The sequence below is a fragment of the Nannocystis sp. RBIL2 genome, assembly GCF_026626745.1.
GTDB lineage: Bacteria > Myxococcota_A > Polyangia > Nannocystales > Nannocystaceae > Nannocystis.
Genome location: NZ_JAPNJW010000002.1, coordinates 4,774,153 through 4,796,555, shown reverse-complemented (window position 1 = coordinate 4,796,555; position 22,403 = coordinate 4,774,153). Strand labels below are relative to the sequence as shown.

At 72.3% G+C, this 22,403-nt stretch carries 18 protein-coding genes and 1 tRNA gene; 10 read left to right on the top strand and 9 right to left on the bottom strand.

Translation table 11 applies throughout. From position 1 onward, the window contains the following. Positions 1 to 90: 90 nt before the first annotated feature. Positions 91 to 2,565 (bottom strand): PAS domain S-box protein, encoded by a 2,475-nt coding sequence (locus OV090_RS43855; protein WP_267710892.1) that lies wholly within the window; start codon positions 2,563 to 2,565, stop codon positions 91 to 93. A 127-nt stretch (positions 2,566 to 2,692) separates the two neighbouring features. Beyond that, positions 2,693 to 4,240 carry a c-type cytochrome gene (locus tag OV090_RS43850; RefSeq protein WP_267710891.1) on the bottom strand — a complete coding sequence of 516 codons (1,548 nt, stop codon included), beginning with the start codon at positions 4,238 to 4,240 and terminating at the stop codon, positions 2,693 to 2,695. 92 nt (positions 4,241 to 4,332) lie between these two features. Here OV090_RS43850 and OV090_RS43845 point away from each other — a divergent pair, with 92 nt between their 5' ends. Together OV090_RS43845 and OV090_RS43840 are read left to right on the top strand one after the other, a co-directional pair. Continuing rightward, positions 4,333 to 5,235: an AraC family transcriptional regulator gene (locus tag OV090_RS43845; protein ID WP_267710890.1), complete on the top strand. Its 903-nt coding sequence runs from the start codon at positions 4,333 to 4,335 to the stop codon at positions 5,233 to 5,235. Between the two features lie 28 nt (positions 5,236 to 5,263). Next, positions 5,264 to 5,626, top strand: coding sequence for a VOC family protein (locus OV090_RS43840; protein WP_267710889.1), 363 nt, complete (start codon positions 5,264 to 5,266; stop codon positions 5,624 to 5,626). Positions 5,627 to 5,866: 240 nt separating this feature from the next. Here the strand turns inward: OV090_RS43840 and OV090_RS43835 are convergent. Continuing rightward, positions 5,867 to 5,943, bottom strand: a tRNA-Arg gene (locus tag OV090_RS43835). Between the two features lie 138 nt (positions 5,944 to 6,081). Here OV090_RS43835 and OV090_RS43830 point away from each other — a divergent pair. Both OV090_RS43830 and OV090_RS43825 read left to right on the top strand, forming a co-directional pair. Beyond that, positions 6,082 to 6,579: a hypothetical protein gene (locus OV090_RS43830; RefSeq protein WP_267710888.1), complete on the top strand. Its 498-nt coding sequence runs from the start codon at positions 6,082 to 6,084 to the stop codon at positions 6,577 to 6,579. A gap of 36 nt (positions 6,580 to 6,615) precedes the next feature. Then, on the top strand, positions 6,616 to 7,203 hold the full coding sequence (locus tag OV090_RS43825; RefSeq protein WP_267710887.1) for a hypothetical protein: 588 nt from the start codon (positions 6,616 to 6,618) through the stop codon (positions 7,201 to 7,203). Between the two features lie 342 nt (positions 7,204 to 7,545). Here the strand turns inward: OV090_RS43825 and OV090_RS43820 are convergent, their stop codons facing one another. Further along, positions 7,546 to 7,764 carry a hypothetical protein gene (locus tag OV090_RS43820; RefSeq protein WP_267710886.1) on the bottom strand — a complete coding sequence of 73 codons (219 nt, stop codon included), beginning with the start codon at positions 7,762 to 7,764 and terminating at the stop codon, positions 7,546 to 7,548. 12 nt (positions 7,765 to 7,776) lie between these two features. On the opposite strand from OV090_RS43820, the gene OV090_RS43815 reads away from it, so the two are divergent. Continuing rightward, positions 7,777 to 8,112 carry a CHRD domain-containing protein gene (locus OV090_RS43815; RefSeq protein ID WP_267710885.1) on the top strand — a complete coding sequence of 112 codons (336 nt, stop codon included), beginning with the start codon at positions 7,777 to 7,779 and terminating at the stop codon, positions 8,110 to 8,112. Positions 8,113 to 8,467: 355 nt separating this feature from the next. Further along, entirely contained in the window at positions 8,468 to 9,604 is a 1,137-nt protein-coding gene (locus OV090_RS43810; RefSeq protein WP_267710884.1) for a hypothetical protein, read from the top strand. A 55-nt stretch (positions 9,605 to 9,659) separates the two neighbouring features. Here OV090_RS43810 and OV090_RS43805 read toward each other — a convergent pair whose 3' ends face one another. After that, positions 9,660 to 13,682, bottom strand: a complete 4,023-nt coding sequence (locus OV090_RS43805; protein ID WP_267710883.1) for an N-6 DNA methylase — start codon at positions 13,680 to 13,682, stop codon at positions 9,660 to 9,662. A gap of 316 nt (positions 13,683 to 13,998) precedes the next feature. Between OV090_RS43805 and OV090_RS43800 the strand changes: the two genes are divergently transcribed. After that, positions 13,999 to 14,190 carry a hypothetical protein gene (locus OV090_RS43800; protein ID WP_267710882.1) on the top strand — a complete coding sequence of 64 codons (192 nt, stop codon included), beginning with the start codon at positions 13,999 to 14,001 and terminating at the stop codon, positions 14,188 to 14,190. A 34-nt stretch (positions 14,191 to 14,224) separates the two neighbouring features. Here OV090_RS43800 and OV090_RS43795 read toward each other — a convergent pair whose 3' ends face one another. Genes OV090_RS43795 through OV090_RS43785 form a run of 3 tightly spaced genes read right to left on the bottom strand, consistent with a single transcriptional unit; the run spans position 14,225 to position 17,240 of the window. Further along, on the bottom strand, positions 14,225 to 15,349 hold the full coding sequence (locus OV090_RS43795) for an ABC transporter permease (RefSeq protein WP_267710881.1): 1,125 nt from the start codon (positions 15,347 to 15,349) through the stop codon (positions 14,225 to 14,227). Next, on the bottom strand, positions 15,346 to 16,284 hold the full coding sequence (locus tag OV090_RS43790) for an ABC transporter ATP-binding protein (RefSeq protein WP_267710880.1): 939 nt from the start codon (positions 16,282 to 16,284) through the stop codon (positions 15,346 to 15,348). The genes OV090_RS43795 and OV090_RS43790 overlap by 4 nt, the downstream gene beginning before the upstream one ends. Beyond that, positions 16,284 to 17,240: an HlyD family efflux transporter periplasmic adaptor subunit gene (locus OV090_RS43785; protein WP_267710879.1), complete on the bottom strand. Its 957-nt coding sequence runs from the start codon at positions 17,238 to 17,240 to the stop codon at positions 16,284 to 16,286. Before OV090_RS43785 ends, OV090_RS43790 begins: the two co-directional genes overlap by 1 nt. A 531-nt stretch (positions 17,241 to 17,771) precedes the next feature. Between OV090_RS43785 and OV090_RS43780 the strand changes: the two genes are divergently transcribed. Then, the gene (locus OV090_RS43780; protein WP_267710878.1) at positions 17,772 to 18,668 is read left to right on the top strand and encodes a hypothetical protein; all 897 of its coding nucleotides are present in this window, start codon (positions 17,772 to 17,774) and stop codon (positions 18,666 to 18,668) included. 49 nt (positions 18,669 to 18,717) lie between these two features. Here the strand turns inward: OV090_RS43780 and OV090_RS43775 are convergent, their stop codons facing one another. Further along, positions 18,718 to 19,902 carry a cytochrome P450 gene (locus tag OV090_RS43775; RefSeq protein ID WP_267710877.1) on the bottom strand — a complete coding sequence of 395 codons (1,185 nt, stop codon included), beginning with the start codon at positions 19,900 to 19,902 and terminating at the stop codon, positions 18,718 to 18,720. Between the two features lie 111 nt (positions 19,903 to 20,013). Between OV090_RS43775 and OV090_RS43770 the strand changes: the two genes are divergently transcribed. Both OV090_RS43770 and OV090_RS43765 read left to right on the top strand, forming a co-directional pair. Continuing rightward, on the top strand, positions 20,014 to 21,501 hold the full coding sequence (locus tag OV090_RS43770; protein ID WP_267710876.1) for a sigma 54-interacting transcriptional regulator: 1,488 nt from the start codon (positions 20,014 to 20,016) through the stop codon (positions 21,499 to 21,501). 124 nt (positions 21,502 to 21,625) lie between these two features. After that, positions 21,626 to 22,276, top strand: a complete 651-nt coding sequence (locus tag OV090_RS43765; protein WP_267710874.1) for a hypothetical protein — start codon at positions 21,626 to 21,628, stop codon at positions 22,274 to 22,276. The last annotated feature ends 127 nt before the right edge of the window (positions 22,277 to 22,403 follow it).

The window sequence follows — 22,403 nt, the reverse complement described above, 5'->3', positions numbered from 1 at the left end:
CTCGGATGATTCGGCTCGCTGCCTCGACTTTGTTTATTGGTGGGCGTGGCGTCGCCGGGTGTTGACATTGGCGATTCGCAGGACTGCGAATCACTGCGCCTCGGCGACCAGGCGGGGCAGTTTGACGATAAACACCGAGCCGGTGCCCGGGGCGCTGGTGACTGTGATGTGCCCGCCCATCGCCTCCGAGACGTGGCGGGCGACCCACAGGCCGAGGCCGAGGCCGCCGTAGTGGCGCTCGGACACGGCGCGTTCGAAGCGCTGGAAGATGCGGGCCTGGTCGCCTGTCGAGATGCCGATCCCGTGGTCGCGGACCGACAGGGTGACTGTCTCGCCGTCCTGCGCCAGGGCGAGCTCGATCGGCTTGCCGCCGCCGTACTTCATGGCGTTGGCGAGCAGGTTGCTGACGATCTGCTCGAAGCGGGTGCGGTCGGTGCGGCCGGAGGCGTACAGCGGGGCGGTGAGGTGGACCTCGCAGCCGGCGCGGGCGAGCGGCTCGGTGAAGTGCTCGACGATGGCGCGCAGGAGCTCGGCGTAGTCGACGTCCTCGACCTCGATCTTGAGGCGGCCGCCGGTGATCCGCGAGACGTCGAGCAGCTCCTCGATCAGGCGGTGGAGGCGGTCGGCCTGGCGCTGGATGACGCCGAGCTTGGGCAGCGCGGCGGCGGCGGAGAACTCGCCGTCGCCGCGGGCGCGGCGGATCAGGCGATCGATCTGGAGGACGATCGGCGTCAGCGGGGTGCGCAGCTCGTGCGACGCGACCGCGATGAACTCCTCGCGCTTGGCCAGGGCGACCTCCATCTCGTGGTAGAGGCGGGCGTTCTCGACCGCCTGGGCGGCGCGCAGGGCCAGCTCGTCGATCAGCGACAGCTCGTCGGGGCCGAGGGCGCGGCCGCGGGTGGCGAGGAGCATGACGCCGAGCGGGCGGCCGCGGGCGACCAGCGGGACGAGGGCGATCGCGCGGTAGCGCAGGCGCAGGGCCAGCCAGGCGTCGGTCTCGGGGACGCCGGGCAGGGCCAGCAGCGGGGCGTCGGGCCGCGCGGACGACAGCCGCACCTCGTCGCGCTGCAGTACCTCGAGCAGCGGGCAGTCGGCCGGCAGCGGCAGGCGCCGGCGCAGGTCGAGGTAGCGCGCCTCGAGCTCGGGGTCGCCAGCGGCGACGGCGACGCGGTGGGCGAGGCCGAAGTGGCCGTCGTCGTCGAGCAGCTCGACGGCGGCGAGGTCGGCCCACTCGGGCACGAGGCGGTGGACGAACTCGGCCAGCGCGGCGTGGACGTCGCGCTGCGAGACCAGCAGCTTGCCGGCCTCGGCGAGGATGACCGCGCGCCGGCGGGCCCGCTGCTCGTCGCCGAGCAGGCGCTCGCGCTCGGCGTCGGCGCGCTTGCGGTCGCTGATGTCGAAGAACGAGGCGACGACGGCGTAGGGCGCGGCCGAGCCGGCGTGGTAGAGCGGCTGGGCGTTGACGGAGACCCACACGAGGACGCCGTCGATGCGGTAGATGCCCATGATGACGCCGACCTGCGGCTCACCTGTCCTCAAGGTCAGGACGGCGGGCCAGCCCTCGGGCGGGAACGGGGCGCCGTCCTCGTGGACGGCGCGGAACGGGCTGGCGAGGCCGAGCGGGTCGTGGAGCTGGGCGCGGCCGAGGCCGAGGATCCGCTCGGCGCTGGCGTTGCAGGTGACGACCCGGCCGTCGACGTCGACGACGACGATGCCCTCGGCGAGGGTGGCGACGAGCGACCGGTAGCGCTCCTCCTCGCGCCGCAGGGCCTCGTCGGCCTGCTTGCGGGCGGTGATGTCGACGACGCCGCCCATCATCTTGACGATGCGGCCGCGGTCGTCCTTGACCGGCTTGCCGCGGACGAGCAGCCAGGCGATCTGGCCGCCCGGCCTGATGATGCGGTACTCGAAGTCGACGAAGTCCTCGACGCTGGCGACCTGGCGGGCGCGGGCGGCCAGGCCGGCGCGGTCGTCGGGGTGGAGGGTGTCGACGAGGTCGGCGAAGTTGCGCGGGACCTGCTCGGGGGCGAAGCCGTGGAGCTGGCGCATGACCTCGTTCCACACGACCGTGTCGCTGTCGACGTGCCACTCCCACAGGCCGAGGCCGCTGGCGGCGACGGCGACCGCCAGCTGCTCCCGGCTGGCGCGCAGCTCGGCCTCCATGGCCACGCGCGTGGTGATGTCGTGGGAGATGAGGAGCAGCGCGACGACCTGGCCGTCCTCGCTGATGGCGCCGACGCGCGACTCGTAGCGGGTCGGGCGGCCGTGCGGGCCGGTGCCGAGGCACTCGTAGGTCTGGGCCTCCCCGGTGGCGACCACCCGCTCGATGCAGGCGCGGGCCACGTCGCGCGACTCGGGCTCGATGTAATCGAACACGCTGCGGCCGATCAACTCGAGCATCGTCACGCCGGCGACCGTCCGGTTGACATAGCGGATGACCCCGGTCGGCGACAGCAGCAGCACGTACTCCGGCGCATACTCCAGCAAGCCGAACAGCAGCGGCGCCAGGCGCTCGAGGTCGTCGAAACTGAAGCCGTGATGGCCGCTGGCGCTGGGGGAAGTCATGGCCGCCCCCTCGACTATGCGCCGGCAGGACGGGCGCCCCAGCGGCGAGCGACGCCGCGGCCCTGACCGGGGGCGCTGCTGTCGTCGCGGCCGCTTCGCCGTGCCCGGCGGACCGGCCGCCCAGGCGTCAACGCAGCTTCTTGACGAAGGCGGCGACCGCGTCGATCTCCTCCGGCTTCATCTTGGCGGCGAAGGCCTTCATCATCGTCCCCGGGATGCCGGCCTTGATCGCCCGCGCGACCGAGGCCTTGCCATTCTTCTTCTGCCAGTTCTTGTCGGTCATGTCGGGGATGCCCTTGCTCTTGAGCCCCGGCTTGCCCTTGCCGCTGGCGTCGTGGCAGGCGGCGCAGTGCTTGACGTAGAGGCCGCGGGCGTCGATCGCCTTGGCCGGGGCCGGCTTGGGCTTGGCGGCGGCGGGCGCGGGCGCGGCGGCGGGTGGGGCGTCGTCGAGGATGACGTCGGGCTCGGCGGCCGGCGGCGGGGCCGCGGCGGGCTTGCTGTCCGTGGGGACAGGCTTGCTGTCCGCGGGGACAGGTTTGCTGTCCTCCGGGACAGGCGGGGCGCTGGCCACCGCGACGGCGGCCTGGACCTCGGCGCCGACGGCCGCGCCGAGGGTGGCGGGGGCGCTGTCGACCTCGGTCGGCGCGTACTTGCGGACCATGAAGGCGTAGCAGAGGTCGAGCTCGCCGGGGGGCGCGGCCATGCCGTTGTCGGCGACCATGCGCTCGATGACCTCCTTGACCTCGCGGGCCGAGGTCGGCGGCTTCTTGTCGACCTCGGCGAGCTCGTGGCACTCGCTGCAGCGGGTCTCGAACGCCTTCTGCGCGGCGGCGGCGTCGTAGGTGGGCGCCGGCGCGGCGGGGTCGACGGGGGCGATCGCCTGCTGCTGCTTGAGCTTCTGCTCGCGCTGCTGCCGGGCCGAGCGCTGGAGGTCGCCGGTGATGGCGATGAGGTACGCGGTGACGTCGTAGAGCTCGCGCTCGGTCAGCGGGTCCTCGAAGGTCGGCTTGTCGGCCATGCGCTCGACGGTGCGCCACCAGCCGGCCGGGGCGCGCGGCTGGACGAGCACCGTCTTGAGGTCGTGGCAGACGACGCACTTGGTGGCGAGGATCTCCCGCCCGTGGCGCAGGGCGTCGACGGTGGTGAGGTCGGCGATCGGGGCGTCAGCCGGCATCTCGGCCAGCGGCAGCAGGCGGGCCACGCGGGCCCGGTTCTCGACGCTGTAGACGCCGCCGCCGACCTGGCCGCGGGCGAGGCCGTACTCGCGCAGGGCGCTCGGGACCGACAGGCCGAGCAGCAGCACGGCGCAGCCGATCGTCGCGGTGGCGAGCGCCGGGACCCAGTCCTGCAGGTGGCGGAACACGCGGTAGAACGCGAGCTCGACCAGGAGCAGCACGCCGAGCAAGAAGCCGAGGCTGACGTGGACGGCCGAGCGCGGCGGCAGCTCGACCTGGTAGTTCCACAGCCGCGGGACCATGACCGCCATCATCACCACGTAGAGCGCGGTGAAGACGACCTTGAAGATGTCATGCAGGCGCACCAGATGCGGCGGCGCCTTGGACATGCCCGGTTGATGCCCGTCCGGCCAGCCCCACAGCTTGAACATCAAGAAGAGGGACGCGAAGCCCGAGATCAGGAACAAGAGTCCGAGGGTGACGCTCGCTGCGATTTCCATGGCCGTCCTGGCGCTAGCGACCGTATCGCAACTCGCGCGGGCCAGCCAGAGCGCGGTTGACCCGCGCGAGCGGTGTCGGTACACCAGGTCGGGTGGCGCCAGGCCCCACGCCGTCTCGCGCCGACCCCGCGGCCGCGGTGCCTCGGGTGGAGCTGCTGGCCGGGCTGCCCGAAATCACGGTCTCGCGTCACGTGTGCCACGCGGGGCCCCGCGACCGCCCGTTCCCGGAGCAGCATCGCCAGGCGTCGCTGTCGTTCGTGCTCACGGGCAGCTTCTGTTACCGCTGCCGCGATCGCACCCACGCGCTGGTGGCCGGCTCGGTGATGCTCGGCGAGGTCGACGAGGCGTTCGTGTGTTCGCACGAGCACGGGGTCGGCGACGTGTGTCTGAGCCTCGCGCTGTCGGAGTCGCTGCTGGCGGCGGCGGCGTCGGCCCACGCGGCCCCGGGCCGGCTGTTCGCGGCCCCGGCGCTGGCCCCGCGCCCGCGGATCTCCGCGCTCGCGCGGGCGGTCGCGGCGGCGGCCGACTCGCGCGACCCGGCCGGCGCGCCCGAGGTCGAGGCGCTGGCGCTGGCGCTGACCGCCGCGGTGTTCGATGAGCTGGCCCTTCAGACAGGTTCACCACGGGCGCCGCGGGCGAGCACGAGCGCGAGCGACCGCGAGCGAGCGGTGGCCGGAGCCCACTACATCGCTGCCCGCGCCGCCGAGCCGCTGCTGCTCAAGGAGGTGGCCGAGCACGTCGGCCTGAGCCCGTTCCACTTCTTGCGGCTGTTCCGCGCGGTGTTCGGGGTGACGCCGCATCAATACCTCGTGCAGACCCGCGTCGAGCGGGCGGCGGCGCGGCTGTGCGAGAGCGAGGTGCCGGTCACCGAGGTGGCGTTCGAGGTCGGCTTCGGCGACCTGTCGAACTTCGTGCGCACGTTCCACCGCCTGGTCGGCCTGTCGCCGGGGCGCTGGCGCCGGCAGCACCACATTCGCAAGATCCGCCAAGTTTAGCCGCGGGCTCCCCGGCTACACCGGGCCCATGCTCGACCACCTGAATCTCAACGTCCGCGATCTCCCCCGCAGCGCCCGCTTCTACGCGGCGGCCCTGGCCCCGCTCGGCGCAGTGACGGCCCACGAGGACGCCTCCACCGCCGGCTTCGGCCTGCCGGGCGCGCCGCTGCTGTGGCTCGCGCCGGCCGGCGAGGCCCAGCCGCTCCACCTGGCCTTCCGCGCGGCGAGCCGCGAGCAGGTGCGCCAGTTCCACGCGGCGGCGCTGGCCGCCGGGGCCCGCGACAACGGCGAGCCGGGGCTGCGTGCGCACTACCACCCGAACTACTACGCGGCGTTCGTCCTCGACCCCGACGGCCACAACGTCGAGGCGGTGTGCCACACGCCCGATTGACGGATGTGGCCTTCAGGACATGTGTTAAAAGGCATGTCCGTATGATTATGTGACGCGAGGCTTGCGACGTCACTCGCGCGGGGCGCTGGCCCCGTGGTCGGCCTCCTCGCGGCGAGTTCGCCGTCGCCGCGCCGCCTGCGCTTTCAGGCATGTCCGAAGAGACATGCCCGGCGTCTGCCCCGGCGCGCGTCCGGGCCCGAAAGCGACGAGCGCCGCCCGGGGTCCGGGCGGCGCTCGGGCTGGCGCGCGTGGCAGGAGTCGAACCTGCGACCTTTGGCTTCGGAGGCCAACGCTCTATCCAACTGAGCTACACACGCAAGTTGGGGACGGGATCTCTACCCCAGGAGGGCGCGGCTTGCAAGCCCCTCGCCGGGTGCGCGTGCGCCGGGTCCACGCCGGCCGCGCCCGTGGCCGCGACCTTGGGTCCTGGCTTCGGGGTGGTACACTGATCCTCGATGCGCCCCGCGTTCGCGCTGCTCCTCCCGCTCGCCGTGTTCGGCTCCACCCTCCTGGAGGGCCTCGACCGGGCCTTCGGCGGCCTCGACCGCCTCCGGGAGATCTTCCGCCGCGCCCAGGAGCTGCTGGTGCTCGGCGGGGTGGCCCTGGCGCTGCTCGGCACCCTGGTGTTCATCGCCTCGTGGGCGCTGGCCCACGCCCGCCGGGCGAACGACCACTCGCGGCCGTGGCTGTCCCGCGCGGTCCTCGCGCTGGCCTACGTGCCGCTGCTCCTGACGGCCGTCGCCGCCGCCGGCCTGTTCGTCCCCGGCATGGCGCCGTTCATCCTCAAGGCGTTCGCCCTGGCGGTGGCGATCGCCGCGGTGGTCTGGTGCCTCGCCCTCGGCCTGCTCATCGCCGGCGGCTCCCGCCGCGACCTCAGCCGCGGCCGCCGGGCGATCATCCTCGCCGGCACGCCGTGGTACTGCCTCGTGGTCTACATGGCGACGTTCCTGTGAGCGCCGCGAGCGTCGGCGAGTGATGCGAGGCCGGCGATGCGGGTGTCGCTCGAGTATGGACTGATCGCCGCGCTGGCCTGCGGCCCGTCGACGCCGGGCGACTCGACGGGCTCGACCGGCGCGAGCACGAGCTCGGCGGACGCGACGAGCTCGGGCACGGGCCCGGAGCGTCCGAGCACGACGACCGGGGGAATGGTCACCACCGGGCCGGACACGACGGGAGAGCCGACCGGCACGAGCCCGACGTCCTCGACCGGGGACGCGACCACGGCGGCCGGCGAATGCGTCGTCGACCCGGCGCAGAACCTGTGCTCCGAGGGCTGCGACCGGTTCGTCGATTGCTGCAAGTGCAACGGGGCGACGGCGTTGCCGAAGGACCTCGGGACCTGCGTGCTGCCGACCGGGATCGTCGCCGCCCTGTGCAGCTCGTGGATCATGGCCGTCCTGCTCGACGAGGTGCCGCTCGCCGAGGGCGGGGCCGCGTGCGGCGAGCCCGAGGTGATGTGGGTGCAATACGAGCAGAACGGTGAACCCATCGTCGAGCTGTGCGGTGACGCCTGCACTGCCTACCTCGATGGATCGTTCAGCGAGCTGGTAATGCAGGTGTTCTGCGAGGCGGCGTAGGCTGACTGGCGGTCACGCGGCGGTTCGAATGCCGGCGTCTGCACGGCGGCTCGCGGGCGCGCGGGCTCGAGTCCAAATTCGGACCACCCGGTGTCCACGTGTCGCCATCGCGGCGCGGCAGAGTTCGCTACGCTGGCGAGCGATGGACGGACGACGCGTTGTATTCCTGGGTGCGATCTTGCTGATTGCCTGCGACACGCGGGCCGAGGGCCGGACCACGGCTGCGCCCGATCCGGCGCCGGTGCAGGCGGCGCCGACGACCCCGTCCCCGGCGGCGGCGGCGGCGACGGCGGCCAGCGCGGGGGAGCTCGATCCGAGCCGCGGAGCCCAGATCGGCGCGGTCTACGAGGCCTTCTTGACGCCGCACCAGGAGGGCGACGAGGAGGAGAACACGCCGGCGACCACGCCCAAGCAGTTCCGCTCGAGCACGCCGTCGCAGAGCCGGGCCGCGCGCGAGGCCGCCGGCCACCGCGCGCACGGGCAGGTCCGCTTCTCCAACGATTTCAGCCGGGCGTTCATCGACGTCAAGATCGAGGGCATCGATCCGAAGACGATCAACATGTTCCACATCCATTGCGGCAAGCCCGGGATCCTCGCCCGATCCTCGTCGACTTCGCCCACGCCACCGACCTGCCGAGCAACCTGGCCGACAGCGTGTTCTCGGTGGAGATCCGCAACGAACACCTGGTCCAGACCGTCGAGCACGCGCATGGCCTGGTCGGGGCGTTCACCTCGGGTTGCGTGATCCCGAGCCCGTCGCTCGGCAGCGTGGCGCCGAGCAAGGTGTCGACGGTGGCCGGCATGGCCCAACTGGCCCGCGACGGCGAGCTCTATTTTAATTTACACACCACCGGGCAGACGTATTACGGCGACATCCGCGGGCAGCTCCACCCGGCCACGCCGCGCTGAGCGTTGATTGTACGCACGGGTGGCGTGTTCCTCGAACGCCACAAAAGCGGCTGCGAAGCGGAGATCCAGCGCTTTGCAGCGAGTGGGTGGATGCAGCAAAATGCACCGACCCGCACCTGCAACAGGGTGCAGGGCCGAGTCTGCGCGCGCATCGGCCGGAATCGCTCGACTGTTCGGGGTTGGCGCGTCGGCCGCTCACGGTCGAGGACGCCGGCCGACAGGCCGGGGTGGACCGTTCGTCGACCGTGAGCGACCATCACGGCGCCGGGACCTCCGGGGGCAATGTTCGCCCTCACGAGACCCGGCGCCTTCTGCTTACGGTGCCGACATGAACTACTCTTTGCTTCCTTCGACAATGATCCGAGCGGCCGCGGTGCTCTCGCTGATAGGGATGGCCTGCGGCGACGCCGGCGGCGCGAGCGAGACGTCGAGCAGCGAGACCGACTCCACGACGAGCGACGACACGAGCACGAGCGCGAGCACGAGTGACCCGACCGAGGGGCCGACCACGAGCGACGCGACCGGCGTGCCGACGACAGGCACGACCGACGCCAGCACGACGACCGGCGAGGCTCCGGCGAGCGGCCTGTTCGTGGTCGCGGTCGGCGAGCAGGGATCGATCTTGCACTGCGACGAGGACAGGTGCGAGAGCATGCCGTCGCCGGTCAGCTCCGAGCTCGACGACGTGGTCGTGCTCGCGGCCGATCGCGCGTTCGCGGTCGGCTCGGCGGGGGTCGTGCTGGCGTGGGACGGCGCCGCGTGGACGACCATGGACGCGCCGACCGGGGCGAACCTCAGCGCGGTGGCGGCGCTCGACGACCAGATCCTGTTCGTCGGCGGCTCCGACGGGACCATGCTCCGCTGGGACGGGGCGACGTGGACCGAGGTCGAGCACCCGGTGCAGGGCGTCAGCGACCAGACGGTCCATGAGATCGCCTTCGCCGGGCCCGACTTCGGGCTCGCGGTGGTCTGCTCGTTCTCGGAGCTGGGCCAGTCGAGCATCCTCCGCTGGGACGGCGCGTCGTGGACGAGCGAGCGCGAGGGCATGGACAATATGCTGAGCAGCCTCGCAGTGGCCTCGCCCGCGGTCGCGGCCGCGGGAGGCCACGCGCCGACGCCCGACGAGCCGCTCAACCTGCTCACGCGCGACGCACAGGCGACGTGGACGCGGGTCGAGGACATCGAGGAGCGCAACTTCGTCACCGGGGTATCATTCGCGTCGGAGAGCTTCGGAATGGCGGTGACTGACCTGTCGTTCGGACCCCACCCGCCCGTCCTGGCGCTGTGGGACGGCGCCCAATGGACGACGCAGGACGTTCAAGACCCGCACACCGCCGTGCACCTGGTCGACGCAGAGCTCGGCTTCCTGGTCGGCTGGGGCGACGACGACGGAGCGTTCGTGCAGCGCTGGAAGGCGGGCGAGCTGACGCGGCTGCCGACCGACAGCTCGGCGACGGCGCTGTGGGGCGTCGACGGCATTCGCCTGCCGTGAGACCGAGCGCCTGTCCTCATGAACATGTGACATGTTCCTCAGGACAGGCGGAGAGTCAGAGGCGCGCGGCGAAATGTCCGTAGGCGCGGCGCAGGTCGGCCTCGCGGTCGCAGCGGTCGAACGGCGGGACGTAGGGGCCCTGGGCGTCGCAGGCCCAGGGCGGCAGTGAATCGCCGGCGCGCGCACCGACTATCGGCAGCCACTGGCGGCGGCCGAGGCCGAGGTCGGCCAGCAGGATGTTGTCGGAGAACACGACCTTGCCGCGGCGGTCGTACCAGGTGCCGCGCTCGTTCTGCTGCAGCACCGCGAATTGCAGGCGGTAGATCGCCAGCAGCTCGGCGAGCGAGAGGCCGAGGGCCAGCGCGGCCAGGACGTCGAGCTCGACCAGCGCCTGCCGGCGGGCGAACGGGGTCCGCAGCGGCGTTTCGGGGGTCCAGCGCGGGCCGAGGGCGGCCAGCGCGGGCAGCCGCGGATCGGCAAGGGAAAACCCGTCGCGGCGGAACTCTTCGACGAACAGGTCGCGCCACAGCCCGGCGTAATGCTCGGTGAGGCAATTGAGCAGCAAGGTGCGCAGGACGATCGCGGCGCGCCCGGCGGCGGGCAGCGGCAGGAACTTGATCACGTCGTTGCTGAGGTTCGACTTGCCGGTGATCTTGAGCCAGAAGTCGTAGGGCAGCGAGGCGGTCAGGCCGGCGAAATGGACGGTGGTGGCGTCATCGCTGCAGGCGAGGCTGACGCTGGCGCCGATGTGGGCCGGACCGGGCGGGAGGACGGCGGAGATCAGGGTCCGCTCGCCGGAGGGCGACAGCATCTTGCGGCCGATCCACCGGTGGCGGGCGGCGAGCGGGGCGTCGCGCCAGCGCGGGCTGCGGGCCGCGTAGTCGGCGGCGGCGCAGGCGGGGAGGTAATTGGTGCGCGGGAGGAAGTCGGGGGCGATCGCGGTGAGGTCGATCGTGGTGTAGTCCATGTGGCTGCGACAGGCCTCGTTGGGGTCGCGGGCCAGCGGCGTGGCGACGTAATAATGCGGGCCGGAGACGATCCACTGCGCGAGGTCGTCGGGGCGGCGAGTGGCGCGGCGGATCGTGCCGTCCTGTTGCTGGTAGGTCTCGTGGAAGTGCTCGCTGACGGTGTAATCGTCGGTGAGGTCGAGCATGCGCCGCGGCGCCGCGGCGAACTTGTGCAAGATCTCCAGAAGCGTCGCGCTGTGGACGATCGGCAGGCGCGCCTCGGCCACGGGAGTGTCGGGGGTGTCGAACACTGCGCGGAACAGGGCGAGGGCGTCGGCGTCGACGCGCACGAGGCGGTCGCGGTGGCCGCGGAGGTCCCAGGCGCCGTCGTCATCCTTGATGCCGGGGATCTCGCCGCTGCCGTCGTGTTCCATGCAGGCGTCGATGGTGCGCGGGTGGTACAGGTTGGCGAGGTAGCGGAAATCGGGGACGCCGCGCCGGCCGGCGCAGATGGTGAATGCGTAGGGACGGGTGTGCAGGACCTCCGGGAACAGCATGAGCTTGTTCTGGAAGCGGGCGGCGAAGCGCAGGCGGCGGTGGAGCTCGGCGCGCAGCGGGCCGCCGGCGGGGTCGTCGAACACACCTGTCTGATGGAACAGGCCGACGACCGCGCGCGGGCCGGCGAGCGACCAGGCGCGCACGAGGAAGGCCTTATAAAGATTGGAGGCGGTGCCGCCGAGGAGGGCGTAGAGGCGGCTGCCGAGGAAGTTGCGGGTGCCGATGTTGGTGGTCAGCTCGCGGAAGTAGAGGCCGCGCGGGGCGGGGTCGGCGAGGAGGCGCTGGCGCTCGGCCGGCGAGACGGTGGCGGCCGACTTGTCGATGCCGAGCCGCGGCTGCAGCTCGGCGAGCACGCCGGCCTCCTCCCACACGACCTTGGTCCACGGCGGGTTGCCGAGGACGATGTCCATGCCGCCGGCGGCGAAGACCTCGGGGAAGGCGACCTCCCAGTGGAAGAAGCGCTGCTCGCCGGCGACGCGGCGCACGACCGCGAGGGCAGGGCTGGCGGTGACGCGATCGAGGTCGTGCGTGGCGAGGAGCTGCTCGACGTCGGCGAGCCATTGCTCGCGGGTCGGCAATGCATCGACCTGGTCGACGGGCCAGAACCACAGGGCGCACCAGTAATCCATGATCGCGGCCAGCTTGCGGCCGGGGGCGTCGGCGCGGGCGAGGGCGGCGGCTTCGGGGACGGGGACGGGTGCGCGGCGGTCCGATGATTCGGCGGGCTGGCCCCACAGCGCGAGCGGCTGGCGGGCTGCCTGCAGCGCGGCGCGGCGCTCGTCGAGGTGGGCGCGCCACAGGGCGTCGATGCGGGTGCAGATCGCCGACAGGCGGGCGCGCTCGGGATCGACCGCGAGGAGCTGGCGGCGCCATGCGTGGATCCGGGCGACCGCCGCGGGCGCGAGCGACTTGAGCGGCCGGTCGTCTTCGAAGCCGGCCATGCCGGGCTCGGCGACGAGGAAGTGATAGACGCTGGCGTCCGGTCGTGCGTCGGTCAGCGGAATTGCGGTGGGTTCGCTGCGGGGCCCGCGGCCGGGCGCCAGTTCGTCGGCGGCGAACACTGCCCGCCGGGCGCCGATCAGGCTGTTGCCCACGGCGATGCGCAGGCCCAGGTGCGGGGCGACTGCGCCGGCGTGGAGGACACCGAGCCACAGAGAGACCTTGCCGAGCTCGGCGGCCAGCGCGTCGAGGTCGACGCCGTAACAGTTGTGGACCGCGAGGTGATACTTCACCCGCTGGCGCTCGTGCGGGTATTGCTCGGCGGCGATCGTGCGGCCGAGCTCGGCCTGCTTGCGCGCGAGGTAGGCGTCGGCGAGCTGATCGATCGCCTCGTTGAGGAAGGCGCCCGAGCCCATCGCCGGCTCGCAGATCGTCCATTGCAAGATGTCGTCGGCGCTGGCGCCGGGCAGGCGCTCGGCGAGGCTGTAGCGGGTGAGGCAGCGGGTCAGGACCTTGGGCGTATAGTAAGAGCCGCTCCGCTCGCGGTCGCGGCCGGCCAGGCGGTAGAGGAACTTGCCGGGCGGGTGGACGCGGACGATCTCGTCCGACGAATAAGCGGAGCGCTGCGCAGGACCGACGAACCAGGTGCGCGCGTCGTCGTCGTCGCGGTCGGCGGCGGCCCGCACCTCGTACAGGTCCTCGCGCGCGAAGCAGCCGGTGAAGCTGAGCAGGCCCTCGTGGACGGCGCCGAGTTGGTTGATGCCGAGCTGGGCGTAGGAGATCCGTCCGGCCCGCTGCTTGCCCTGCGGACGCGAGAGGGACAATCTCCGCAGGATAGTTTGTAAGGCGTGATTGCGTAGACGCGCGCTCGACAGCATCGGGGTGCGGGCGTCGTCGAACAGCTCGCTGCGCAGGCCGGACAGGACGAAGCCGGCGGAATGATCGGAGTGCGCTGGGACAGGGGCCTCGGGGTAGCCGCGCTGGATCAGGCGAAACAGGAGCTTCAGCGAGGCCGCGAAGTAATGGCCGTCGCGCTCGGCCGGGGTGTCGAGGGGGGCGAGTTCGAGGTCGCGCAGGGACTCGAGCGAGTAGCCGCGGCGGTAGGCGTCGGTGTGCATCGGCACGACGCCGAGCTCGGCGCCGCGGGCCTCGATGTAGAACAGGAACAGCAGGCGGTGGACGAACACCACGCATTCGCGGGTGAGTCGCTCGGCGAACTCGGGGTGATCGATCGCCGATGGGTCGGCGTGGCGGCAGTGATGGACGACCTCGTCGGCGAGCTGCTCGATCGCTTCGCGGGCGCCGCGCTTGAGTTCGGTCGTGACGGCGAAGGCGTGCCGGTGCGAAGGAGCGTCGAGAGGATCGTGGCGACGGGGCGTCGCGTCGGGTTGCAGGCGGCCGCGCCGGCAATGCGGGGAGTCGTCGAGGACGAGGTCGGTGTCCTCGGGCCGCAAAGTCTCGATGAGGTCGAGGTCGTCGAGGAACACTGCCTCGCGGCCCTGCACGAGCGAGGAGAGGCCGACGACGTGGAGCTCGGCGGCGCCGGCGGCGGTGGTCCGGACCGCGCGCACCCGCCATTCCTCGTCGCGGATCACGACGCGCGCGCCGACGACGTGGGTGCGAGGCTCGGTCATGCGAGCCGGGGCAGGGTAGCGAGGATGAATCGAGGGTCCAAGCCGCGCGTGCTGCGCTCGGGCGAAACCGCGCGAGATTCCCGGCACTGTGGACTTTTGCATATTCGCCGCGCGAGGGCAGGCGAGCGGCGGTGAATCATGGCTGCGCGGCCTTGCGCATTGGCCCGATCGGGACATTTTTATGAGAATGGGGTGCCGGACGCTCGCTCTGTTGCTCGCATTCGTGGCTGCCTGGCGATTCGCCAGCGCCGATTCGGCGGAGCCGCCGTCGTTCGAGCCGCCGCCGCGGCCGGCTCCGATTCCACAGGTGACCCCGATGGCGCCGCTGCCGGAGGCGCCCGAGCGGGAGCCGGCGCCGAAGCTGCTGCCGGTGAAGCCTCCCGTGACGCCGCCGCGATCGCTGCCGACGATTCCGCCGCCGCCGACGATGCCGCCGCCGGCCCCGATCCCGCCGCCGCCTTCGATCCCGCCGCCGCCCTCGATCCCGCCGATCGTGCTGCCGCGCTGAGCCTCGCGCCACGTGAAAGCGGGCAGCCGCGTTCTTATAAGAGCTTCTTCTTGAAGCGGACGGCGGCGGCGGCGATGAAGACGGCGACGATGCCGGCGAGCCAGGCGATCTCCTGGTTCATGTCCTCGGCGTGGGCGCCCTTGAGGAGGATCCGTCGAGCCACGCGGAGGAAGTGAGTGAGCGGCAGGGCCTGGGCGAGGTGCTGCACCGAGATCGGCATCGATTCGAACGGGAACACGAAGCCGGTGATCAGGATGTTGGGCAGGAGGAAGAAGAAGGACATCTGCATCGCCTGCTGCTGCGTGCGGGCGACGGTCGAGAACAAAAGGCCGAGGGCGAGGTGGGCGGCGATGAACAGGGCGGCGAGCAGGTAGAGCAGCGGGAGCGAGCCGGCGGCCGGGACGTCGAAGAACCACCAGCCGGCCAGCAGGACCAGGGTCATCTGGCCGTAGCCGATGGCGATGTAGGGGGCGATCTTGCCGCCGACGATCTCGAGGCGGGTGGCCGGCGAGACGATGAGGGCCTCGAGGGTGCCGCGCTCGCGCTCGCGGGTCAGCGCCATCGCGGTGAGCATGACCATGGTCATGGTCAGGAGGACGCCGATGAGGCCGGGGACGATGTAGACGGCGGTCCGCTGCTCGGGGTTGTAGAGGATGATCGGCTCGAAGCTCAGCGGCGCGGGGGTCGGACGCGGATGGGTCTGCGGCAGGCCGGGGGTGGCCAGTTCGGCGGAGCGAGCGGCGGCGAGGCCGGTGGCGGTGTCGATCGCGGTGCCGAGGACCTGCGGGTCCGAGCCGTCGACGAGCAATTGCAGGCGGACGGGTCGGCGGCGCGTGAGGTCGGAGGAGAAGCGCGCGGGGACGACGAGGCCGACGGTGGCGCGGCCGCTGCGGAGGGCGCGGGCGATGTCCTCGTAGTTCTCGACGTCGCCGACGATGTCGTAATAACCGGTCGCTTGCATCTGCACGACCAGCCGGCGCGAGGCGGCCGAGCGGTCGCGGTCGAGGACGACGGTCTGGATGTGACGGATGTCGGTGTTGATGGCGTACCCGAGCAGCAAGAGCTCGCTGACGGGCATGCTGAGCATCATCGCCAGGGTGAGGCGGTCGCGTCGCAGCTGGCGCAGCTCCTTGAGGCTGACCGCGAGGAGACGTCTCATGCTCGCCGCTCCCGCCGGACCATGGCGACGAAGGCGTCCTCGACTGTGGGTCGACTCTCGCGCATGTCGTGCACGGCGAGGCCGGCGCGATCGAGGCGGGCGCGGGCGGCGGCGACGGGCTCGTCGCCGTGGACGGCGAGGCGGAGGACGCGCCCGTAATGCGCACACTCCTCGACGCCGGGCAGGCCCTGCAACAAATAGGTGGCCTGGTCGACGTCGTCGACGATGAACTCGGCGATCGCCAGGCCGGCGCGGGCGACGATGTCGTCGGGGCGGCCGCTGTCGAACACCTCGCCGTGGGAGATGAAGGCGAGCTGGTGGCAGCGCTCGGCCTCGTCCATGTAATGGGTGGTGACGACGATGGTGGTGCCGGCGGCGGCGAGGCCGTGGATCCGCTCCCAGAACTCGCGCCGGCTCAGCGGGTCGACGCCGGCGGTCGGCTCGTCGAGGAAGATCAGCGGGGGCTGATGAATGGTGGCGCAGGCGAGCGCGAGCCGCTGCTTCCACCCGCCCGAGAGCTCGCCGGCGAGCTGGCCGGTGCGCGCGGCGAGCTCGGACTCGTGCAGGACCGCGTCGATCCGCCGCCGCCGCGTGGCGCCGGCGAGGCCGTAGAGGCTGGCGTAGAAGCCGATGTTCTCGGCGACGGTGAGATCGGTGTAGAGGCTGAAGCTCTGGGTCATGTAGCCGATGCTGGCCTTGACGCGCTCGGGCTCGCGGGCGACGTCGTGGCCGACGACGACTGCGCGGCCGCCGGTGGGATCGAGGACGCCGCACAGCATGCGCAGGGCGGTCGACTTGCCGGCGCCGTTGGGCCCGAGGACGCCGAAGATCTCGCCGCGCCGCACCTGCAGGCTGACGTCGCGCACTGCCACGTGGGCGCCGAAGCGGCGCGAGAGGTGCTGGGCGTCGACGACGAGCTCGTCGGAGTCGGGCATCAGGCGTCCTGCAAGGTGACGAAGGCGGGGGCGCCGGCGCGCAAGGTGGCGTCGGGGTCGTCGATGCGCACGCGCACCGGGATGACGAGGTTGGGCAGCTCGCGCTCGCTGAAGAGAAAGCGCGGGGTGAACTCCATGCGATTGCCGATGTACTCGACGCGGCCGCGCAGAGGCAGGGCGGCGGCCTCGACCTCGACGCGCGCGGGGCCGCCGAGCACTGCCTCGGCGATGCGCGCCTGGGGGACGAAGATGTCGACGTAGGGCCGCCGGACGTCGCCGACGGTGACGACGGGGGTGCCGACGCCGGCGAATTCGTAAGGCTCGAGGTGGACGTCGAGGACGAGGCCGGGCCGGTCGGCGCGCAGGACGTGGCGACGCAGCCGCTCGTCGGCCGCGCGCACCTGGGTGGCGGCCGCGGAGGCCCGGGCCCGCGCCGCCTCGCGCTCCTGCTTGCGCGCGCCCTTGCGCAGCGCGGCCAGCCGCGACTCGGCCTCCTGGCGGCGCGCGGTGGCCTGATCGGCGACTGCGACGGCTCGCTCGAGCTGGACCGGAGGAATGGTGCCAGTGGCGGCCAATCGTCGCTGGCGGGCCAGCTCGCTGCGCGCGAGGGCCTCCTCGGCGCGCGCGGCGGTGACTGCGTCGCGCAGGCCGGCGATGTCCTCGGGACGCGGGCCGACGCGCAGGAGCTCGAGCTCGGCCCGCGCGGCGCGAGCCTCGGCGGCGCGAGCCTCTCGTTGCAGGCGCTCGAGGGTGTCGTCGAGGCGGGCGATCTCGTCGCCCTGCTCGAGCCAGCGACCTTCGGTGACCGCGACCGCGAGCACGCGGCCGGGGAGCTCGAAGGCCAGGACGCGCTCGTCGAGCTCGATGACGCCCTGAAACTGCCCGGCGTGCGGGTCCCGGCGGGCGCCGTCGCAGGCGCCAGCGAGGACGGCGGCGAGCAGGACGCGACTCATCATGGTCGAGCTCGCCATCGAGGTCCCGCAGCCGCCGACTCGTAGGCGAGTAAGAGGGAAGACTGGCCCGGTCGCAAGCGAGCGGCCCAAAAGGCGCGGCATCTTCTAAAAGAATCATGCACCAAGGAGCGGGCGGTCGGCTGTCCCCGGGGACATGCGGTGGCGTCGCTCGGAGGATCCATATGTCCTTTGGGACATTTTTAATGGCGTCGGCCTCGCCGAATCGTATGTCCTTGGGGACATGCGGCGAAATGGTCGGCCTCGCTCGGCGGGCGATGACATGTCCTTGGGGACATGCGGATGGGCGGGCGGCTTGCGGCGCGATGATGTGTTTTGTAGAACTGCCGAGGAGCAGGCTGAGCAGGTGCTCGGGCGGCGGCGCAGTGACATGTCCTTCGAAACAGATCCCTGTCGGGCGGACGGCGGTGCCGCGTGGGCTGCGCCGTTTGCCGGCGGAGCTGCCGAGGCGCGGCTGCGGGGGCGCAGGACGGGCCGGCTGGCCGGGCGAGGGCGAGGCGCCATCCTTCGCCCGCGATGCGGGAGATCCGTCTGACCGTGCCGCGGGGCTCCGCGGAGGCAGTGTTCGCCGTGGCGCGCGCGGCCGGGATCGCGGAGGCGAGCGTGCACGAGGTGCGGGTGCTCGGCGGCGAGGCGGCGACTGCGGAGGAGCTGACGCTGAAGTCGTCGGCGCCGAAGATCCGCGAGTTCTTGCGCTCGCTGCTGTGCTCGCCGCTGTTCGACCGCCGTACGTTCAGGTTCTCGGCCCACGAGGTGCTGGCGCTGGTCAACGAGGAGTCGGCGCAGCGCGTGACGATCCCGGCGGGCGTGCCGCTGACGGATGTCCACCACGATCTTTGGCGCCACTGCCACGTGACCGCGAGCCTGGTGGCGCGCACGTGCGTGTCGGCGGCGCTGCTCGGCTACGCGATGCTGCACGCCGACACTCTGCTGGCCGTGGGGGCGCTGATCTTCACGCCGTTCTCGCCGCTGGTGCTGAGCGTGGCGCTCGGGGTGGCGGCGAGGCGGACGGAGCTGACGCGCGAGGCGCTGCGGGTGCTGCTGGTGGCGCTGGTGTTGACATTGTCGGCGGCGGCGCTGACGGGGGCGCTGGTCGGCGGGACGATGCCGGCAGAGGACTTCGGCGGGCCGACCCGCAACTTCGTGGCGTCGGGGCTGATCGGGGTGATGGCGGCGCTGGCCGACTCGGACGAGGTCGGCCGCCGCCAGCTGCTCGGGCTGGCGATGGCGTACCCGTTCGTGCGCCTGATCGTGTGGCTGGGGCTGACTCTGGCGCTCGGCGAGCCCGAAGGCGGCGACCGCCTGCACGACGCGCTGCTGCTGCTCGGCAACGCGGTGGTGATGACGGCGGCAGCGGCGACGACGTACCGGGTGATCGGCCGCGACGGCGAGCTCGCAGGGCTGCCGCGGTGATGGATGTTTTTTCAATAGGAGCGGTTCGACTCCCGATCGAGCTTCCTGCTCAGGCCGGGAATAAGCGCAGGGGCGCGGTGACGGGGCCGCGGACGGTCATGGTGCGGTTGTAGGCGATCGGGCCGGGCAGGGGCTCGAGGCGGGCGAAGCGGCGGACGAGGGCGCCGATCGCGATCTGGGCCTCCATGCGGGCGAGGGCGGCGCCGAGGCAGAAGTGGACGCCGTGGCCGAAGTTGACGCCGCCCGAGGCGCCGCGGTCGAGGTCGAAGCGGTCGGGGTCGGCGAAGCGACGCTCGTCGCGGCCGGCGGAGCCGACCAAAACGAGCACCAGAGAGTTCGCAGGAATGGTGACACCGGCGAGGGGGACGTCGCAGGTGGTGAAGCGCGGCAAGGATTGACTGGGGCCGTCGAAGCGCAGCATCTCCTCGACGAAGGCGGGGATCGTCGCGGGCTCGCGGCGCAGGCGGACCCACAGCTCGGGGCGCGCGGCCAGGAACAGTGCCGAGGTGGCGATCAAGTGGGTGGTGGTCTCGAGGCCGCCGAGCAGGACGGCGACCATGAACTCGAGGATCTCGGCGTCGCCGAGGCGCTGGCCGTCGAGCTCGGATCGGGTCAACTCGCTGACCGTGTCGTCGATCGGGGCGCGGCGACGGTCGGCGATCACCGCGTTCAAATAGGTGGACAGCTCGGCGATGGTGGTCTTGACGCGCTCGGCGTGGGCGGCGTCGAGCGGCTCGGGGGTGACCGAGAGGAAGTCGTCGGCCCACTGCTTGAAGCGAGCGCCGAGCGACTCGTCGAGGCCGAGCAGGGTGGCGATGACGTAGGCGGGCAGAGGGGCGGCGAAGGCGGTGACGAGCTCGACGTCGCCTTCGAGTCCGCCGAGCAGCCGTTCGGCGCGGGCGCGGATGGCAGGCTCGAGGCGAGCGACTGCGCGCGGGCCGAGGGAGCGGCTGGCGAGGGCGCGCAGGCGGGCGTGAGCCGGGCCGTCCATCGCCAGGATCGAGCGCGCGAGGGGGTTGTAGCCGATCCACGGCGGTTCCCACACTGCGCGGAAGCCCTGCGAGGAGAAGCGGGCGGGGTCGCGGAGGACGGTCATGATGTCGTCGTGCCGGCTGACGAGCCACATGCCGCCAGGCTCGGCGAGGCAGACGGGGTGGTCGCGGCGCAACCGGGCGTAGTGCGGGTAGGGATCGGCGCGCACTTCGGGGGCGAGGATGTCGATGCTGGTTCGCATACGCCGCCACTGGCAGGCGGCGTGCCAGCGAGAGAGTCCGCGGACTTGCACGGCCGGGGCGGGGCGGTTCGGTCAGACTGGCCGGTCGCGCTCGGTCACAATGACCGGACCATGCGCGCCGAAGACCTCGACATCGATACGCTGCTCCTCGCTGACGCGGAGGTCGGAGCGCTGCACTTCGCGGGGCACCGCGCGGTCATCGTCGACGCCGCCGCCCTGGGGACGCTGCGCCGCGAGCTGATGGTGGCGCTCGGTCCGGCAGGGGCGCGGGCGCTGCTGAGCCGGTTCGGCCACGTGCAGGGCTGGCGAGCGGCGGAGGCGATGCGCGGGCGGTTCGAGTGGGACAGCGAATTGGCGATCCGCGACGCGGGCGGGCGAGTGGGGATCTTGCAAGGGATGCTGCGATTGCTGCCAGGGACGGGGCCGATGACGCCGGAGGGGGCGACGGTCGGCGATTCGTATGAGGCGGAGCAGCACCTGCTGCACTGCGGGCAGGCGGAGGAGCCGGTGTGCTGGACCCTGGCGGGCTTCGCCAGCGGGTACCTGAGCTGCGTGGAGCAGCGCGAGATCGTGGTGGTCGAGGACCGCTGCGTGGCCCGCGGCGACGCGACGTGCCGGTTCCTGGCGCGCCCACGCGAGGCGTGGGACGATTCGCTGGAGTCGTCGCCGCGCGGGGGCGCGACGGTGGCGGCGGAGGCGTGGGAGACGCGTAGCCCGGCGATGTTGCGAGTGCTCGAGCTGGCGCGGCGAGCGGCGGCGGTCGACAGCAACGTGCTGGTGCTGGGCGAGAGCGGGGCGGGCAAGGACCGGCTGGCGCGCTTCATCCACGCGCGATCGAGCCGCGCGCAGGCGCCGTTCCTGGCGCTGCACTGCGGGGCGATCGCCGAGCCGCTGCTGGAGAGCGAGCTGTTCGGGCACGCGCGCGGGGCGTTCACGGGGGCGATGCGCGACCGCGTGGGGATGCTCGAGGCGGCCGGACGCGGCACTCTGTTCCTCGACGAGGTGGGCGAGATGTCGCCGGCGATGCAGGTGAAGCTGCTGCGCGCGCTGCAGCAGCGCGAGCTGCGGCGAGTCGGCGAGAACCATGCGCGGCCGATCCACGCGCGCGTGATCGCGGCGACCCATCGCGACCTCGCGGCAGCGGTGGAGGCGGGCAGCTTCCGCCGCGATCTTTATTATCGACTGCGAGTGATCGAGCTGCGGCTGCCGTCGCTGGCGGCGCGGCGCGAAGACATCCTGCCGCTGGCGCGCGCGCTGCTGGCTGCCGCCTGCGCGCGGGCGGGGCGGAACAAGATGTCCCTCGGGACAGCCGCGGAGGAGCGCCTGCTGCACCACGCGTGGCCCGGCAACGTGCGCGAGCTCGAGAACGCGATGGAGCGGGCGGCGGCGCTGGCGGCCGGTCCGGTGGTCGAGGCGAGCGAATTGCCCGACGACATCGGGCCGCCGCCGCCGCGGTCCCGCGGTGGGTCGTTGCAGCAGCTCGAGCGGGCGGCGATCACGGCGGCGCTCGAGCGTCACGGGGGGCATCAGCAGCGGGCGGCAGCGGAGCTGGGGATCAGCCCGTCGACGCTGTACCGCCGGCTGCGGCGGGGCGGGTGAGAACCGGCGAGGCGGACCGAGCATCCTCGCGCCGCCGGAGTCGCGGCGAGACGTCGCTGCGATGGAATGGACGCGAGGGCGCTGCTGCTGGCAGTAGCGCGGCCGATATGGTATTGCGTCGATCATGCGCCGGCTGCTCGTGATCCTGGGAGCGCTCGCCTCGTTTCATGTGCCCTCGACCGCGCGGGCGACCTGCTTGACGCGCTGCGAGGTGCGGCTGGTGTTCGACGATTGCACGAGCCCCGAGGACGGGGTGTGGCCGGCGGAGCTGCCCGTGGGGCTGGTGGTGCCTTGCGGCGATCGTCGCTATTCGCCGGAAGAGCCGCCGGGGCCGCCGACAGAGCCTGGGCCCGGCGGATGCATGTCTTCGGCGCCGGCGTCGGGCGTCGAGCTGCGTCGCGCGAGCGACGAGAGGACCTTCGTGCCGGTGGAGGCGACGTTGCGCGAGCAGGGCACGTGCCTCGGATGGCCGCGGCTCGAGCTCGAGCAGCCGCTCGCGGCCGGGACGTACCTGGTGGCCCAGCCGGCCGGTCTGCAGTTCCGCGTCGCCGACGAGGTGAGCGCCGCGACGGCGAAACGCGGGCCGCCGGTGGCGCTGTCGTGCTTCCAGTGCTGGGGCGGCGGGCCGCCGCATGAGCCGCAGGCGTTGCCTCCGACGCCGCGCGCGCGCACGCGGAGCGGATGCGACGTCGGGGCTCCGGGGGCTCCGGAGGCCGCGGCGATCGGCGGGCTCGCGCTGCTGCTGGGGCTACGGCGGCGACGCGTGCGCGGCTGAGGCGATGCGATGGCGCTGTCCTTTGGGACAGGCGTTGCTCGTGGCGAGTGCCGCGGTCGCAGCCGTGGCGGCGGTGGGTTGCCCGACTCGGCGATGCCGGGACGTCAGCGGCCGTCGCCGGGCACGC

Coding starts and splice junctions, on each gene's coding strand:
- OV090_RS43855 (WP_267710892.1), bottom strand. CDS start 2,565: ATGACTTCCCCCAGCGCCAGCGGCCATCACGGCTTCAGTTTCGACGAC.
- OV090_RS43850 (WP_267710891.1), bottom strand. CDS start 4,240: ATGGAAATCGCAGCGAGCGTCACCCTCGGACTCTTGTTCCTGATCTCG.
- OV090_RS43840 (WP_267710889.1), top strand. CDS start 5,264: ATGCTCGACCACCTGAATCTCAACGTCCGCGATCTCCCCCGCAGCGCC.
- OV090_RS43830 (WP_267710888.1), top strand. CDS start 6,082: ATGCGCCCCGCGTTCGCGCTGCTCCTCCCGCTCGCCGTGTTCGGCTCC.
- OV090_RS43825 (WP_267710887.1), top strand. CDS start 6,616: ATGCGGGTGTCGCTCGAGTATGGACTGATCGCCGCGCTGGCCTGCGGC.
- OV090_RS43820 (WP_267710886.1), bottom strand. CDS start 7,764: ATGTTGATCGTCTTCGGATCGATGCCCTCGATCTTGACGTCGATGAAC.
- OV090_RS43810 (WP_267710884.1), top strand. CDS start 8,468: ATGATCCGAGCGGCCGCGGTGCTCTCGCTGATAGGGATGGCCTGCGGC.
- OV090_RS43805 (WP_267710883.1), bottom strand. CDS start 13,682: ATGACCGAGCCTCGCACCCACGTCGTCGGCGCGCGCGTCGTGATCCGC.
- OV090_RS43800 (WP_267710882.1), top strand. CDS start 13,999: ATGGCGCCGCTGCCGGAGGCGCCCGAGCGGGAGCCGGCGCCGAAGCTG.
- OV090_RS43795 (WP_267710881.1), bottom strand. CDS start 15,349: ATGAGACGTCTCCTCGCGGTCAGCCTCAAGGAGCTGCGCCAGCTGCGA.
- OV090_RS43790 (WP_267710880.1), bottom strand. CDS start 16,284: ATGCCCGACTCCGACGAGCTCGTCGTCGACGCCCAGCACCTCTCGCGC.
- OV090_RS43785 (WP_267710879.1), bottom strand. CDS start 17,240: ATGATGAGTCGCGTCCTGCTCGCCGCCGTCCTCGCTGGCGCCTGCGAC.
- OV090_RS43780 (WP_267710878.1), top strand. CDS start 17,772: ATGCGGGAGATCCGTCTGACCGTGCCGCGGGGCTCCGCGGAGGCAGTG.
- OV090_RS43775 (WP_267710877.1), bottom strand. CDS start 19,902: ATGCGAACCAGCATCGACATCCTCGCCCCCGAAGTGCGCGCCGATCCC.
- OV090_RS43770 (WP_267710876.1), top strand. CDS start 20,014: ATGCGCGCCGAAGACCTCGACATCGATACGCTGCTCCTCGCTGACGCG.
- OV090_RS43765 (WP_267710874.1), top strand. CDS start 21,626: ATGCGCCGGCTGCTCGTGATCCTGGGAGCGCTCGCCTCGTTTCATGTG.